At 62.0% G+C, this 15,656-nt stretch carries 15 protein-coding genes; 6 read left to right on the top strand and 9 right to left on the bottom strand.

Features of this window, described 5'->3' with window-relative positions; all coding sequences use genetic code 11:
- The first annotated feature begins 117 nt into the window (after positions 1 to 117).
- Entirely contained in the window at positions 118 to 603 is a 486-nt protein-coding gene (locus YQ44_RS01145) for a tetratricopeptide repeat protein (protein ID WP_071326176.1), read from the top strand.
- Between the two features lie 18 nt (positions 604 to 621).
- On the opposite strand, the gene can is transcribed toward YQ44_RS01145, so the two are convergent.
- The 7 genes from can to YQ44_RS01110 form a co-directional block, all read right to left on the bottom strand.
- Complete coding sequence (gene can, locus YQ44_RS01140) at positions 622 to 1,293, bottom strand: carbonate dehydratase (RefSeq protein WP_071321808.1); 672 nt, start codon at positions 1,291 to 1,293, stop codon at positions 622 to 624.
- A 138-nt stretch (positions 1,294 to 1,431) separates the two neighbouring features.
- Positions 1,432 to 2,565: a molecular chaperone DnaJ gene (gene dnaJ / locus YQ44_RS01135; protein ID WP_034745985.1), complete on the bottom strand. Its 1,134-nt coding sequence runs from the start codon at positions 2,563 to 2,565 to the stop codon at positions 1,432 to 1,434.
- A 161-nt stretch (positions 2,566 to 2,726) separates the two neighbouring features.
- Positions 2,727 to 4,670 (bottom strand): molecular chaperone DnaK, encoded by a 1,944-nt coding sequence (gene dnaK / locus YQ44_RS01130; protein ID WP_071321807.1) that lies wholly within the window; start codon positions 4,668 to 4,670, stop codon positions 2,727 to 2,729.
- Between the two features lie 91 nt (positions 4,671 to 4,761).
- Positions 4,762 to 5,298 (bottom strand): nucleotide exchange factor GrpE, encoded by a 537-nt coding sequence (grpE, locus tag YQ44_RS01125; RefSeq protein ID WP_071321806.1) that lies wholly within the window; start codon positions 5,296 to 5,298, stop codon positions 4,762 to 4,764.
- A 480-nt stretch (positions 5,299 to 5,778) separates the two neighbouring features.
- The gene (gene hemH, locus YQ44_RS01120) at positions 5,779 to 6,888 is read right to left on the bottom strand and encodes a ferrochelatase (RefSeq protein WP_071321805.1); all 1,110 of its coding nucleotides are present in this window, start codon (positions 6,886 to 6,888) and stop codon (positions 5,779 to 5,781) included.
- A gap of 269 nt (positions 6,889 to 7,157) precedes the next feature.
- A complete protein-coding gene (gene recN / locus YQ44_RS01115) occupies positions 7,158 to 8,825 on the bottom strand; it encodes a DNA repair protein RecN (protein ID WP_071321804.1) in 1,668 nt (555 codons plus the stop codon).
- Between the two features lie 48 nt (positions 8,826 to 8,873).
- Positions 8,874 to 9,833: an NAD kinase gene (locus YQ44_RS01110; protein WP_232251024.1), complete on the bottom strand. Its 960-nt coding sequence runs from the start codon at positions 9,831 to 9,833 to the stop codon at positions 8,874 to 8,876.
- Between the two features lie 264 nt (positions 9,834 to 10,097).
- Here YQ44_RS01110 and YQ44_RS01105 point away from each other — a divergent pair, with 264 nt between their 5' ends.
- The 4 genes from YQ44_RS01105 (at position 10,098) to gloA (ending at position 12,761) form a co-directional block, all read left to right on the top strand.
- Positions 10,098 to 10,364, top strand: a complete 267-nt coding sequence (locus tag YQ44_RS01105; protein WP_071321803.1) for a hypothetical protein — start codon at positions 10,098 to 10,100, stop codon at positions 10,362 to 10,364.
- A gap of 39 nt (positions 10,365 to 10,403) precedes the next feature.
- Positions 10,404 to 11,714, top strand: coding sequence for a PQQ-dependent sugar dehydrogenase (locus tag YQ44_RS01100; protein WP_071321802.1), 1,311 nt, complete (start codon positions 10,404 to 10,406; stop codon positions 11,712 to 11,714).
- A 102-nt stretch (positions 11,715 to 11,816) separates the two neighbouring features.
- Positions 11,817 to 12,239, top strand: coding sequence for an OsmC family protein (locus tag YQ44_RS01095; RefSeq protein ID WP_071321801.1), 423 nt, complete (start codon positions 11,817 to 11,819; stop codon positions 12,237 to 12,239).
- Between the two features lie 114 nt (positions 12,240 to 12,353).
- Positions 12,354 to 12,761 (top strand): lactoylglutathione lyase, encoded by a 408-nt coding sequence (gloA, locus tag YQ44_RS01090; protein WP_070290874.1) that lies wholly within the window; start codon positions 12,354 to 12,356, stop codon positions 12,759 to 12,761.
- 6 nt (positions 12,762 to 12,767) lie between these two features.
- On the opposite strand, the gene YQ44_RS01085 is transcribed toward gloA, so the two are convergent.
- Complete coding sequence (locus tag YQ44_RS01085; protein ID WP_071321800.1) at positions 12,768 to 13,667, bottom strand: LysR substrate-binding domain-containing protein; 900 nt, start codon at positions 13,665 to 13,667, stop codon at positions 12,768 to 12,770.
- Between the two features lie 93 nt (positions 13,668 to 13,760).
- On the opposite strand from YQ44_RS01085, the gene YQ44_RS01080 reads away from it, so the two are divergent.
- Positions 13,761 to 14,228 carry a DMT family transporter gene (locus YQ44_RS01080; protein WP_083411581.1) on the top strand — a complete coding sequence of 156 codons (468 nt, stop codon included), beginning with the start codon at positions 13,761 to 13,763 and terminating at the stop codon, positions 14,226 to 14,228.
- Between the two features lie 73 nt (positions 14,229 to 14,301).
- On the opposite strand, the gene YQ44_RS01075 is transcribed toward YQ44_RS01080, so the two are convergent.
- Complete coding sequence (locus YQ44_RS01075) at positions 14,302 to 15,621, bottom strand: TolC family outer membrane protein (RefSeq protein ID WP_071321798.1); 1,320 nt, start codon at positions 15,619 to 15,621, stop codon at positions 14,302 to 14,304.
- Positions 15,622 to 15,656 lie beyond the last annotated feature (35 nt).

Genomic DNA, 15,656 nt, shown 5'->3' with positions numbered 1-15,656 from the left:
ACAGCGCCTGTCACGCCATGGCACAGGGGCGGCGCCGCCACGAGCGGTTGCGCCCTTGAATGGTGCTAGCACGCAACTTGCTTATTGACCAATTTCCCCTCTGCCGACAGGACCGCCATGCCCATCGTTCTCCTGCTGCTCGCCCTGCTGTTCGCCATTCCCGTCCACGCGCAGGACAGCCAGGGCGAAAGCGACCTCAGCTACAAAGCCTATGTGCACAGCGACAAGCGCATCAAGTGTCTGTACGGCTATGCGGCGGACAAGACGGGCGACCATGCGGCGGCCGTCGCCATCTTTGAAGATTGCATCCGGCGCTGGAACGATGTGTACTCGATGATTTGGCTGGCCCAGCTGTATGAAACGGGCGTCGGCGTGATGAAGGATGAGGCGCAGGCGACGGCGCTGATGCGGCGCGGCGCCCACACGAACGATGACGCCGCCTATGCGCGGCTGGCCCGCTATCACTACGGCGTGGCGCTGGCCGAAGGCCGCGGCACGCCGCAGGATATTCCCCAGGCCCGAACCTGGCTGCGCCAGGCCGCGCAGGAGGGCGTGCGCGAGGCGGCCGAGTATCTCGTCCGCCTGGAGCATGCGGCGCCGTAGGCACGGCGCCGGCATCGCTTACGCTATTGCTTCGTAGCGGGCCAGGCGGGCCGCCATGCGCGGCGCCAGCTCGTGACCGGCCGTGACCGTCACTTCCAGGTCGTTCAGCAAGCCGTCTTTCAAACCATAGACCCAGCCATGGACGCTGAGTTCCTGGCCCCGTTCCCACGCATCTTGCACGATGGTGGTCTGGCACACGTTCAGCACTTGTTCGACCACGTTCAGTTCGCACAGGCGGTCGCCGCGCTGGCGGCTGGTCAGCACGTCGCCCAGGTAGCGCTCGTGCTTCTGGCCCACGTCCTGCACGTGGCGCAGCCAGTTGTCGACGAGGCCGATGCGCGTGCCCGTCATGGCCGCATGCACGCCCTTGCAGCCGTAGTGGCCGACGATGATGATATGTTTGACTTTCAGCACGTCCACGGCAAATTGCAGGACGGACAGGCAATTGAGGTCGGAATGCACGACCACATTGGCAATATTACGGTGCACAAACACGTCGCCAGGCGCCATGCCCAGCAGTTCGTTGGCGGGAACGCGGCTGTCGGAACAGCCGATCCACAGGTATTCGGGCGAGGTCTGCGCTTCCAGGTTCTTGAAGAAGTTCGGATCTTTCGCCACCATCGAGTCGGCCCAGCGGCGGTTACGCTGCAGCAGTTCCGCCAGGGCCAGGCCGCTTTTCTGTTCGGTCATATCGCTCCCATTCTGTAAGTTCGGTTGAGCAGCGCGCCGATCGCCTGCGTTGGCGTGCGATGCGCGCAGATGCTGCGTCAACCTGGGTAAAAAAACGCCGGGATGTGTGAGCATCCCGGCGCATGGTGTTACGTGTGCTTACTCAAAAAAATCCTTGACCTTGTCTTTCCAGGTCTTGCTTTGAGGGCTGTGCTTGGCGCCGCCCTCGGTCGTCGATTTTTCAAAGTCGCGCAACAGGTCTTTCTGTTTTTCCGTCAGTTTCACCGGCGTTTCGATGGCCACGTGGCAGAACAGGTCGCCCGCGTAACCGGAGCGCACGCCCTTGATGCCCTTGCCTTTCAGGCGGAAAGTCTTGCCCGACTGGGTGCCTTCCGGGATCGTGAACGACACTTTGCCGTTCAGGGTCGGCACTTCGATTTCACCGCCCAGGGCCGCCTTGGTGAAGGAAATCGGCATTTCGCAATGCAGATCGTCGCCTTCGCGCTGGAACACGGCGTGCGGCTTGATGTGGATTTCCACATACAGGTCGCCCGACGGACCGCCATTCGTGCCCGGTTCGCCGTTGCCGGACGAACGGATACGCATGCCGTTGTCGATACCGACTGGAATTTTGACTTCCAGGGTCTTGTTGCGCTTGATACGGCCCGCGCCGCCGCATGGCGTGCAGGGGTCGGTGATGACCTTGCCGCTGCCATGGCATTTCGGGCAGGTTTGCTGGATGCTGAAGAAACCTTGCTGCATGCGCACCTGGCCGTGGCCACCGCAGGTACCGCAGGTGGTCGGCGACGTGCCTGGCTTGGCGCCGCTGCCGTGGCAAGTGTCGCACTTGTCCCAGCTCGGCACGCGAATGGTCGTGTCGAAGCCGTGAGCAGCTTGCTCCAGTGTAATTTCCAGGTTATAGCGCAAATCGGCGCCACGGTACACTTGTGGACCCGCATTGCGGCTGCGTCCACCGCCACCGCCAAAGATGTCGCCGAAGATATCGCCGAAGCTGTCGGCAAAGCCGCCAGCACCGCCGCCGAAGCCGCCACCGCCGCCCATGTTCGGGTCCACGCCAGCGTGACCGTAACGGTCATACGCATCGCGCTTTTCCGGATTGGTCAGCATCTCGTAGGCTTCTTTGACTTCCTTAAACTTTTCTTCCGATTCCTTGCTATCCGGATTGCGGTCCGGATGGTATTTCATCGCCAGTTTACGGTAAGACTTTTTGATCTCTTCTTCCGAAGCATTTTTTGCGACACCGAGTGTCTCGTAAAAATCACGCTTTGCCATGTTGTCGGCACCTTGCAGTCTATCTACTGATGTAAAAATTACACGAAAAAGCCGAGTCGAGTGCTGCACTGGGCAACGACTCGGCTCGGCCGGTCTTCGCGGCTAATCCCGCGATGTAGCGTTCAGCCCGGCTGCCCCCAGCTTATGGGAGCGCAAGACAATTACTTGCTGTCTTTGACTTCTTTGAAGTCAGCGTCAACGACGTCGTCTTGCTTGGCGCCTGCATCGGATGCGCCAGCAGCTTGCTGTGCACCTTCCGCGCCGCCGGCAGCTTGCTGAGCTTGCATGTCGGCATACATTTTTTCGCCCATTTTCTGCGATGCGCTCGACAGTGCTTCCACCTTGGCGTCGATCTCAGCCTTGTCGCCGGCCTTGATGCTTGCTTCCAGGTCGGTGATTGCCGCTTCGATCTTCTCTTTCTCGCCCGCTTCCAGCTTGTCGCCGTATTCGGTCAAGGATTTCCGGGTCGAGTGTACCAGAGCATCGGCCTGGTTGCGCGACTCGGCCAATTCTTTGACCTTCTTGTCTTCTTCCGCGTTCAACTCGGCGTCTTTCACCATCTTCTGGATTTCAGCCTCGGTCAAGCCGGAATTGGCCTTGATCGTGATCTTGTTTTCCTTGCCGGTGGCCTTGTCTTTCGCGCCGACATGCAAGATGCCGTTGGCGTCGATATCGAAGGTCACTTCGATCTGTGGCGTACCACGCGATGCTGGCGGGATGCCTTCCAGATTGAACTCGCCCAGGCCCTTGTTGCCGGCGGCGATTTCGCGCTCACCCTGGAAGACCTTGATGGTCACCGCAGGCTGGTTGTCGTCGGCCGTCGAGAACACCTGGCTGAACTTGGTCGGAATCGTCGTGTTTTTGTGGATCATCTTGGTCATCACGCCGCCCAGGGTTTCGATACCCAGGGACAGAGGAGTGACGTCCAGCAACAGCAAGTCCTTGCGTTCGCCCGACAGGACCGAACCTTGAATTGCTGCGCCCACGGCGACGGCTTCGTCCGGATTCACGTCCTTGCGTGGATCCTTGCCAAAGAATTCCTTCACTTTTTCCTGCACCTTCGGCATGCGGGTCATACCGCCGACCAGGATGATGTCGTCGATGTCGGACACTTTCACGCCTGCATCTTTGATAGCGGTGCGGCAAGGCTCCATCGTGGCCGTGATCAGCTCTTCCACCAGCGATTCCAGCTTGGCGCGGGTCATCTTCAGGTTCAAGTGGACCGGTGCGCCATTCGCCATGGCGATGTACGGCTCGTTGATCTCGGTTTGTTGCGACGACGACAATTCGATCTTCGCGCGCTCGGCCGAAGCCTTGATGCGCTGCAGGGCGATCGGATCTTTTTTCAGGTCGATGCCGTTGATCTTCTTGAACTCGTCGATGATGTAATCGATGACGCGTTGGTCGAAATCTTCGCCTCCCAGGAAGGTGTCGCCGTTGGTCGACAGCACTTCAAATTGTTTCTCGCCATCAACATCCGCGATTTCGATGATCGACACGTCGAACGTACCGCCACCCAAGTCATACACGGCGATTTTACGGTCGCCTTTTTCAGCCTTGTCCAGGCCGAACGCCAGCGCTGCCGCGGTTGGCTCGTTGATGATGCGCTTGACGTCCAGACCGGCGATACGGCCGGCATCCTTGGTCGCCTGACGCTGCGAGTCGTTGAAGTACGCAGGCACGGTGATGACGGCTTCGGTGACTTCTTCACCGAGGTAGTCTTCTGCCGTTTTCTTCATCTTGCGCAGCACTTCAGCCGAAATTTGCGGCGGCGCCAGTTTTTTGTCGCGTACGCCGATCCATGCATCGCCGTTGTCGGCTTTCATGATTTGGTACGGCATCAGCGCGATGTCTTTTTGTACTTCTTTTTCGTCGAACTTGCGACCGATCAAACGCTTCACTGCGTACAGCGTGTTTTTCGGATTGGTCACGGCCTGGCGTTTCGCTGGCGCGCCGACGAGAATTTCGCCATCTTCTTGATAAGCAATAATCGACGGCGTCGTGCGTGCGCCTTCAGCGTTTTCGATTACCTTTGGTTGACCGTTTTCCATGATGGAAACGCAGGAATTCGTGGTTCCCAGATCGATACCGATAATTCTACCCATGATTTTTTTCCTTTTATTTGCTAGATTTCAGATGGTTCTTATATGTGGAAAAGCGGCATGGTTTCAAGGCTTGCTTGATGCCGCCCTCTGATTATTTTGCTTGCGCGGTCGTTACAATGGCTGGACGCAGCAGGCGGTCCGCAATCATATAGCCCTTTTGCAGGACGGACACGATGGTATTGGCTTCCTGCTCCGCTGGCACCACGGCAACAGCCTGGTGTTTCATCGGATCGAGCTTTTCGCCCTGCACTGGCAAGACTTCCACCAGGCGGTTGCGCTCGAACGCGGCATTCAATTGCTTCAAGGTCAGCTCGACGCCCTCTTTCAAGGACTCGATCGTCGGTGCTTCCACCGTCAGCGCCGTTTCCAGGCTGTCTTTCACCGGCACCATGGCTTCGGCAAAGCTTTCCACTGCAAATTTATGCGCTTTAGCAACATCTTCCTGCGCGCGGCGGCGGATATTTTCGCCATCGGCCTTGGCACGCATGAAGGCATCGTGCATCTCTGCAAGACGCGCTTCGGTACTCGCCAGCTGCTCTTCCAAAGTTGGCTCTGCGGGAGTCGATGGGGCAGTCGCCGCGGCGTCCGCTTGCGGATTAGGTACAGCTTGGTTTTCCTGATCTTGCATCTAAAAGCTCCTACAATCAATGGCTTGTAACGCCTGCCAAAACCTGTTGCGCGTCGCGATACGCGGCTTCCGAGCTTCACTGACTCGGCGTCTCCGTGCATTCGCACAGCTACGCCTTTCAGCGACGAATCACATCCGCGCTACGGTTCTGTTTGGCGTCGTTAAATGGGTTAGGCTATACATCTTTACAACACTAACCGGCAGATGGGGCTATATCCTACTGTTTCAAGGGGTATTGGCGTCAACGCCAAGCTTTACGTCGGCTAATGTTACAGCTTATTACAAATCGCTTCCCATTTCGGGCAACAAGCCGTGCGCTCCCTCTGATACAGCCTGGTTCCCCCCAGCAAAGCCGGCATTCTACCAGCCCGCCCAAGGCCATTACCACTGCTGGTGTTGCTATTTGGAAAACCTCATGCTTGCGCCAGAGATGACAAAGCCGCGCAAGCGCGGCTTTACATTCAATAAAAGCAACTATTTCTAGTTGGCGGCGCCCAGGGCCAGGGCCGCCGTGCGCGCCTGCTCGCCATGCTTCTTGTCCGCTTCGCGCTGCGCCGCCGTCTTCATCGTCGGCCAGCCGATCATATGCTGTTCGGCAATTTCCGCCAGCCCGGCGATCCAGGCGGGCGTTTCATTCAGGCACGCGATGTAATGGAAGTGCTGGCCGCCGGCCGCCTCGAAATCATGCTTGGCTTCCATGGCGATCTCTTCCAGCGTCTCCAGGCAATCGCTGGTAAAACCCGGACACAGCAGATCGACGCGCTTGACGCCCTGCTGCGCCAGCGCCACCAGGGTGGGCGCCGTGTATGGCTGCAGCCATTCGGCCTTGCCAAAGCGCGACTGGAAGGTCACCACATATTGCTCTTTGGTCAGTTTCAACTTTTCCGCCAGCAGGCGCGCCGTTTTCAGGCATTGGCAGTGATAGGGGTCGCCCAGCAGCAAGGTGCGCTTCGGCACGCCATGAAAGCTCATCACCAGCTTTTCCGGCCGGCCATGCGCTTCCCAGTGGTTCAGCACGGAGTCGCGCAGGGCGTCGATATACGTGTCGTGCTCGTGGTATTGCTTGATGAAGCGCAATTCCGGCACATTACGCACCGTGGCGTAGTGGGCAAACACGGCGTCATAGATGGAGCCCGTCGTCGTGCCCGAGTATTGCGGATAGGCCGGCAGGATGGCGATGCGCTCGCAGCCCGCGCTTTTCAGTTGCGCCAGCACCTCGGGCAACGATGGCGAACCGTAGCGCATGGCCATGGCGACGGTGACGCCATCATGGCCGCGCTCGGCCAGGGCGCCGGCCAGCAATTTCGCCTGCTTCTGCGTGTGCACCTTCAGGGGCGAGCCGTCGCGCGTCCAGATCGACGCGTATTTCTTGGCCGACTGGCCAGAACGAAACGGCAGGATGATCAGATGCAGGATGAACCACCAGACGATGCGGGGAATCTCCACCACGCGCGGGTCGGACAGGAATTGCTTCAGATAGCGTCGCACTGCCGACGAGGTCGGCGCATCGGGCGTGCCCAGGTTGACCAGCACCACGGCGCTGCGGTCGATGCTGCCATGCGTGTACGGAGGTTCTGCTTGAAATGACATGAAGGCTCTTCGAAGACGTTGGACGGATTAGCCAACCATTATAGTTACATTGCATCAACATCGGAAAGCTGGAAAGGAACGGCATCAGGCCAACTGCCATTTTCGCCAGACCGGTTTACGCTCACAACGCCCAACAAAACCGTCGCGAGCGGCAGCGAGGCTCGGCGCCCCGTTGGCCCGAGCAGCGCAGCTGTGCGAAGCACGGGGCCGCCGAGGCAGTGGGCCTCGCAGGCCGCAATCGCGACGCGCAGCAATTTGGCTTGGGTGTACTAGATGGCCAGCAATTCGCGTGCATGCTTGCGCGTGGTGGCCGTGATTTCCAGGCCGCCCAGCATGCGCGCCACCTCTTCCACCCTGGCCTTGGCATCGAGCATGTCGATGCGCGACGCCGTCTTGCCATTGTCCAGGGTGCTTTTTGCCACCTGGAAATGCTGGTTGGCCTGGCTGGCCACTTGCGGCAAATGGGTCACGCACAGCACTTGTCGCCCTTGCCCCAGGCGTTTCAACAGACGCCCCACCACTTCGGCGACGGCGCCGCCGATGCCGCTGTCGACTTCGTCGAAGATCAGGGTCGGCGTGGTGGTGGCATGCGAGGTGATGACGGAGATGGCCAGCGCGATGCGCGCCAGCTCGCCGCCGGACGCCACCTTGGCCAGCGAGCGGGGCGCCGTGCCCGCATGGCCGGCGACGAGAAACTCGACTTGTTCCAGGCCGTGGGCGGCCGGCTCGCACGGATTCAAGGCAATCTCGAAGCTGCCCCCCGTCATGCTCAGCTCCTGCATGGCGCGCGTGACGGCGTGACCCAGCTCCAGGGCGGCGGCGCGGCGCGTGCCTGACAACCGTTCGGCCACGCTGCGGTACTCGGCCTCGATCTTCGCTTCCTGACGCAGCAAGCCTTCGATATCGGAAGCGTCGGCCAGGTGCTGGAGCTTTTCCGACAGCTTGGCGTGTTCGTCGGGCAATTCCTCGGGCGTGACGCGGAACTTGCGCGCCGTGCTGTGCATCGCTTCCATGCGTGCATCGAGCTGGTGCAGGCGGTCCGGGTCCAGTTCCACGCGGTCCAGGTAATTGTTCAGCGCATACACGGATTCCTGCAGCTGGATGCGCGACGATTCGATCAGGTCGACGATAGGCTGCAGTTCCGCATCGACGGACACCAGCTTGCCCAGTTTCTGGTTCAGGGCCGACAGTTGCGAGACGATCGGGTGGTCTTCCTGCTCGGAAATAATCGCCAGCGCTTCCTGCGCCCCTTCCAGCAGGCTGGCCGCGTGCGACAGGCGGCTGTGCTCGTTCGTGATCTCCGTCCATTCGCCTGGCTTGGCCGCCAGTTTTTCCAGTTCGCCCACTTGCCATTCGAGGCGTTCGCGCTCGTACAGCACGTTGGCGGCATTCGTTTCGAATTCCTCGCGCTGACGCACCAGCGCGCGCCAGCGCTTGTGCAGCGCCGCCACCTGCCGCGCATCCTGTTCCGCGCCCGCCTCGCGCGCCGTCGCCTGGCCGTCGAGCAGGGCGCGCTGCGCCTCGCTTTTCAGCAAGGACTGGTGCGCGTGCTGGCCGTGGATGTCGACCAGCATGTCGCCGAGCTCGCGCAGCTGCGCGGCCGTGGCGGGGATGCCGTTGATGTAGGCTTTCGAGCGGCCCGCATTGTCGATCACGCGGCGCAGCAGGGCGCCGCCCTCGTCGTTGGCAAATTCATTGGCCGCCAGCCACGCCTGCGCCACCTCGCTGACGGAGAAGTCGGCCGTGATGTCGGCCTTGGCCGCTCCCTCGCGCACCACGCTGGCGTCGCCGCGGCCGCCCAGCGCCAGCGTCAGCGCATCGATGAGGATGGACTTGCCGGCGCCCGTCTCGCCCGTCAGCACGCTGAAGCCAGCGGAAAATTCCAGTTCAATGGTATCGACAATGACAAAATCGCGGATGGACAGTGTATGGAGCATGGCTTCTGTAGTTAGGCGGCGCACCGCGGGTTAGCGTGAAGAAACTGGTTAGCTGAGCTTGCCCTCGCCCGACGGATACTCGTTCCAGTGCAGTTTTTCACGCAGGGTGTTGTAGTAACTCCACCCCTCCGGATGCAGGAAGGTAATCGTGTGCGGCGAACGGCGAATGATGATGCGGTCTTGCTGGATCAGGCTGGCAAACGTCTGCATGTCGAAATTGACGCTGATATCGCGCCCGCGCACGATTTCCACGACGATCTGGCTGGAATCGGGCAAGACGATAGGGCGATTCGACAGCGCATGCGGGGCGATCGGCACGAGCACGATGCCGCCCAGGGTCGGGTGCAGCAGCGGGCCGCCGGCCGACAGCGAATACGCGGTCGAGCCCGTGGGCGTGGAAATAATCAAGCCATCCGAACGCTGGTTGTACATGAAGTGCCCGTCAACCTCGACGCGCAATTCCGCCATGCCGGCGCCAGCGCCGCGCGAGACGACGACGTCATTGACGGCCATGCCCACGTGGATCGACTGGCCGTCGCGCAGCACGCTGCCTTCGAGCAAGGTGCGGCGCTCGGCCTTGAAACGGCCGCCGAGAATTTGCGCCAGTACGGGCAGCATACGCTCGAGCGGAATATCGGTCATGAAGCCCAATCGCCCTTGATTGATACCGATCAAAGGAACGTCGAATGGCGCCAGCTGACGCGCAATACCCAGCATGGTGCCGTCGCCGCCCATGACGATGGCGCAATCGGCGGCGGCGCCGATCTCGGCGGGCGACATGGCGCGCACGCCGGGAAATGCCAGGTTCAGGTGCGCGGCCGTCTCCGCTTCAAAGACAACGGTATGACCCAGCACCTGCAAGAAATCGACGATGCTTTTCACGGGCTCGGCAATGCCATCCGTATTCTGGCGCACGACCAGGGCAATGGTCTTGGCCCCCAGGTTGAACGGATGTCCCGGGGCTGGCGAACTGGCTGCTGGCGCTTCGGCGTGTTTTTCGGCGGGCATAAAAATCTCGGCAAATAAATTCGGTGGCAAGTTGCCCCTGGCTGTCGCACTGCACGCCGGCATCGCATGATACTGTATATATGCACAGTATAGTGCGGCTGCCGTGTGCCGGCAAGGGGCGTTTATAAGTGTTGCCGCAGTGTAGCGCAGAAAAAGAATTCGCCATGCGTGCGCCAGCGCTCCCAGCACGAACAAATCCGCTTGCATGCGGCCTGTGGCAACGGGACACTGGCATCAGTCATTCTTTTCGCCCCAGGAGGCCATATGGTTACCCCACATAGCGAGCGCAAGATCAATACCGATGCCAAGGTCAGCAACGACGGCGTCGACCGCTTGCCGCACGAACGCGACGAATCGCCCGACGCGCAAAACATGCGCCCGCGCAAGGTCATGCAGCAGGCGGCCAGCGACCTCGAGCAAGGCCTGGTCGACACGGACCGGCGCGCCCAGCCGGGCGTGGAAAAGGTCAAGCCGGCCGCCCCGCAGCAGGCCCGCCCCGATGCGCAAGCGGAACCGAAGAAGGCGCGCTGAGTCCAACTCCACTGCACCGCTGCGTTACAGGAGTACGCCATGCACACCTCTGTTCGCTCCATCCTGTTGCTTGCCAGCTGCTGCGCCGGCCTCGCCCAGGCGCAGGCGCCAGCCATGCCCGTCGGCTTCGGCCCCCAGCCCGCGTTGCCCGCGCCCGACAAGCAATGGATTCCCACTGTCAATGTTGCGCCCGTGCAAAGGTGGACGGCCGGGCAACGCCCCGCGGTGGCGGCCGGCCTGGTCATCCGCGCGTATGCACGCGACCTCGACCATCCGCGCTGGCTGTATGTCTTGCCGAATGGCGACGTGCTCGTGGCGGAAACGAATGCGCCGCCGAAACCCGAAGACAGCCAGGGCATCAGGGGCGCCATCATGCAGATGCAGATGAAAAAGGCGGGCGCCGCCACGCCCAGCGCCAACCGCATCACCTTGCTGCGTGGCATCGATGCGAACGGCGTGGCGCAGACCCGCAGCGTCTTCCTGCAAGGCTTGAACTCGCCATTCGGCATGGCACTGGTAGGCAACGACCTGTATATCGCCAATGCCGACGCCCTCGTGCGCTTTCCCTATGCAACGGGGCAGACCAGCATCGCGGCCCCGGGGGTCAAGGTGATGGACTTGCCTGGCGGCCCCATCAATCACCACTGGACCAAGAACGTCATCGCCAGCCCCGACGGCAAGTTTTTATACGTGTCCGTCGGCTCGAACAGCAATGTGGGCGAGAACGGCATGTCGGCCGAAGACGGCCGCGCCGCCATCTGGCAATTCACGCGGGCCACGGGCAAGGCGCGCGTGTACGCGACGGGCTTGCGCAACCCGAACGGCATGGCCTGGCAGCCGCAGACGGGGGCGCTCTGGACGGCCGTCAATGAACGCGACGAACTGGGCAACGACCTCGTGCCGGACTATATGACCTCGGTCAAAGACGGCGGCTTCTATGGCTGGCCCTACAGTTATTTCGGCCAGCATGTCGATGCGCGCGTCAAGCCGCCGCGTCCCGAACTGGTCGCCACGGCCGTCTCGCCCGACTACGCGCTCGGCGCGCACACGGCCTCGCTGGGACTGGCGTTCTATGACGGCACCTTGCTGCCCGAGCGCTACCGCGGCGGCGCCTTCATCGGCCAGCACGGCTCGTGGAACCGCAAGCCGTTCAGCGGCTACAAGGTCATATTCGTGCCGTTTGCCAATGGCGTGCCGAATGGCCCGCCGCAGGATGTCGTCGCCGGCTTCCTCGACAAGAGCGGCAAGGCGCAGGGGCGTCCCGTCGGCGTGGCCATCGACAAGGCGGGCGCGCTGCTGGTGGCGGACGACGTGGGCAACGTCATCTGGCGCGTGGCGCCGGCGCCCTGAACCTATTTGCGCCCCTGCATGCGCCCCCTGTGTGGCGCAACGAACGGAAGCGGCAAGCGCTGGCGCGCATGATGGACGCTCGAACCACGCAAGGAGTACATCATGAAAAAAACAGGATCGGCCGTCTGGAGTGGCGGCCTCAAAGATGGCAAAGGATTTATTTCCACCCAAAGCGGCGCGCTCGACAATGTGGCTTACGGCTTCAACACGCGCTTCGAGGATGGCCCCGGCAGCAATCCGGAAGAGCTGATCGGCGCCGCCCATGCGGCCTGCTTCACCATGGCCCTGTCCGGCCAGCTGGGCGAGGCGGGCATGCGCGCCACGGCCCTGAAAACCACGGCCGATGTCACCCTGGAAAAGATCGATGGCAGCTATGCCATCACGGCCGTCCACCTGACCCTCGTGGCGACCATACCTGGCGCCACCGAGGAAGCCTTCCAGGATGCGGCCCTGCGCGCCAAGCTCGGTTGCCCCGTGTCCAAATTGCTGGCCACGGACATCACGCTGGACGCCCATCTGGAGTAAGCACGCCACCGTCCGCCGCCCCCTGTGCAAGCGGGCGGCAGGGGCGGTCTCGGCACAAAAGCCGTAAAACGCATAAAATCCTGCCATTCCCCCTATCACCATCAAGGATTTACGATGCGTATTTTGCACACCATGTTGCGGGTCGGCGACCTGCAGCGCTCCATCGATTTTTACACCAACGTCCTGGGCATGAAGCTACTGCGCACCAGCGACAACCCGGAATACCAATACACGCTGGCCTTCGTCGGCTACGGCGCGAATCCCGACCACGCGGAACTGGAACTGACGTATAACTATGGCACCACCAGCTACGAGCTGGGCACGGCCTATGGCCACATCGCCATCTCGGCCGACGACATCGTCGCCGCCTGCGATGCGGCGCGGGCGAATGGCGGCAACGTCACGCGCGAACCGGGCCCGGTCAAGGGCGGCAATACCGTCATCGCCTTCATCACCGATCCGGACGGCTACAAGATCGAATTGATCGAACGCAAGTTCGACGGCCAGGGCGGCGGCCTGTAAGGTGATTCAGATGGTTGCCGCGGCAATGGCCGCGCGCAGCCAGGCGATGCCCGCATCGCCATCCGTGCGGTGGTGGCGTATCGCTTCAAATGCAAACGGCGCGATGGCAAATGGCGGCGCATGCAGCGCCAGCCCCTGCGCTACGCTTCCCTGCACGGCGCGCTGCGCCACCGTCAGTATCAAATCCGTCCCCAGCACGATATCGGGCGCAACCGTCCAGTGCGGCAAGCGCACGGCGATGCGGCGCGCCTGGCCCAGCCGGGCCAGCGCCGCATCGACTTCGGCCGCCATGCCGCCCTCGCTGGACGCTACCAGCACATGCGGCCGCGCCAGATACGTTTCCAGGTTCAATGTTTCGCCGTCGGCCAGGCTGGCCGGGTCCAGCGCGCACATGAAGGTTTCCTCGAATAAGGTTTCTCGATGTAACTGCTCGGGCAATTGCGGGAACACGCCCAGCGCCAGGTCGATTTCGCCATCCTGCACGCCGGCCACGACGGCCGGCCGGCTGGCATAACTGACGGCCAGGTCGATGCCGGGCGCTTCCACGCGCAAGCGGCGCAGCAAGCGCGGCAGGATCAGGGCCGCGCCATAGTCGGACATCGCCAGGCGAAACGTGCGCTGCGCCGTGGCCGCCTCGAAGATGGCGCCACCGAGCACGGAACGCACGCTTTGCAAGGCCTCGGCCAGCGGCCGCGCGAGGGCCAGCGCGCGCGCCGTCGGCTGGAAGCCGCCCTTGCCACGCAACAGCAATGGATCATCGAGCAGGTGGCGCAGGCGCGCCAGCGCATGGCTGACGGCAGGCTGGCTCATATGCAGGCGTTCGGCCGCGCGCGACAAATGGCGCTCGCTGAGCAGCGCCTCCAGGATCACCAGCAAGTTCAAATCGACGGCGCGCAGATTATTCATTTGATGCATAGTTTAATGACAAACTACGAATTGGATTTAATCATCACAGCATAATACGATGGGGCCATCAACTCAACAAAGATGGAGTCACCTATGCATGGATGGATCACCTTGTTTGCCCCGCTGGCCATGCTGGCCGGCGCCGTCGTCCCTTTCCAGGCGGGCGCGAATGCCGCGCTGGGCCGCAACCTGGGACACCCGCTGTGGGCCACTGTCGCCTCGCTGGGCGTCAGCGCCGTGCTCGCTTCGCTGCTGATGCTGTTCTGGCGCGTACCGGCGCCCGATGTCGCGCTGGCCGTGCGCGGCCCTGGCTGGTCCTGGCTGGGTGGCGCAGCCGGCGTGTTTTATATTACGGCCGCGCTGATGCTGGCGCCGCGCATGGGCTCCGGCCCCTTCATGGCGGCCGTCATCGGCGGACAGATGCTGGCCGCGCTGGCCATCGACCGCTACGGCTTGCTGGGTTTTGCCGTCAAGCACATTTCGCCGCTGCACTGGGCGGGCGCGTGCCTGGTGGTGGCGGGCGTGGTCCTCACGCAAGTGGCCAACAGCCGCGCGGCCTGAATACGCCTGATTGGACGAAAAAAAACCAGCGCCGTTGCCGGGGCTGGTTTTGATCTGACTCTGGAGAAAAGGATTACTTGTCCAGCAAGGCGTTCACTGGCAACAGATCCGTTTCCTTCAGGGTGCCGGCCGCCGACTTCAGGCGCAAGCCGTTCATGATGGTGTCGTAGCGGGCTTTCGACAGGTCTTTTTGCGTCGAAAACAGTTGTTTCTGCGCATTCAAGACGTCGATATTGATGCGCACGCCCACTTGATAGCCAAGCTGGTTCGATTCCAGCGCCGATTTGCTCGACACTTCCGCCGCTTCCAGCGCCTTCACCTGGGCCAGGCCGCTGTTGACGCCGAGGAAAGCCTGGCGCGCGCCCTGCGATGCCGTGCGGCGTGCCGTTTCCAGGTCGTTGCGGGCCTTGTTTTCCAGCGCGATCGATTCGCGCACCTTGCTGGTGACGGCGAAGCCGCTGAAGATCGGGATGCTCCACTGCACGCCGATGGCGTTGTTGTTGGCGCCGCCGCCGCCGCCCGTGGTGTAGGTGTGGCCCGTGTTGGCGATCAGGTCCAGGGTCGGATAGTGGCCGGCACGGTTGCGGCCGATATCGCGCTTGGCCGATTCCACGTTGAACTGGGCCGTGACGACGCCATAGTTCTGCTCTTCGGCGGACGATACCCACGGCTCGATGGCGGCCGGTTCCGGCGCGCTGATGACCACGCCCGTGCGCATCGGCGCCAGCGCGGTCGGCGCTTCGCCGATGATGGTTTGCAGGGCGCTGCGCTTGTTGGCCAGGTCATTGATGGCGGCAAATTCCTGCGCCACCACCAGGTCGTAGGCCGCTTGCGCTTCATGCGTGTCGGTAATCGTTTGCGTGCCGACTTCGAAGTTGCGCTTGGCCGATGCCAGCTGCTCCGTCGTGGCCACCTTTTGCGCCTGCGTCGCGCCCAGGTTGTCTTGTGCGCTGAGCACGTCGAAATACGCTTGCGCCACGCGCGTGATCAGGTCTTGCTGCACTTGTGCAAATTGCGCTTCGGCGATGGCCTGCGCCAGCTTGCTTTGCTGATAGGTTTCCCAGCGATCCCAGCGGAACAGCGGTTGCGCCAGGGTCAGGTTGTAGGTATTCGTGTGCACGCTGACGGTCGGCATGGTGATCTTGTTGCCATTGATCAGGGCAATGGGTTCCTGGTTGCCGCGCGTATTCGTGCCCGATGCGGAGATTTGCGGCAGCAAGCCTGACAGCCCCTGCGGTACCCGCTCCATCCCGGCCGACAGGGCCGCGCGCGCGCTGGCATACTGCGCGTCGTTGGCCAGCGCCTGCTGGTACACCTGGATGAGATCGGCCGCCTGTGTGTTGAGCGAGAAAAAAGCGCTGGTCATCAGCACGGCGATAAGGGGTTTCCGCATTGCATTTCTCCGTTGGAGTCGTCAAAAGTTGATGG

This window comes from Janthinobacterium sp. 1_2014MBL_MicDiv, from assembly GCF_001865675.1.
Taxonomy (GTDB): Bacteria; Pseudomonadota; Gammaproteobacteria; order Burkholderiales; family Burkholderiaceae_D; genus Janthinobacterium.
Note: the sequence above shows the minus strand (reverse complement) of the source record. Positions and strands in the feature narration are given on the sequence as shown.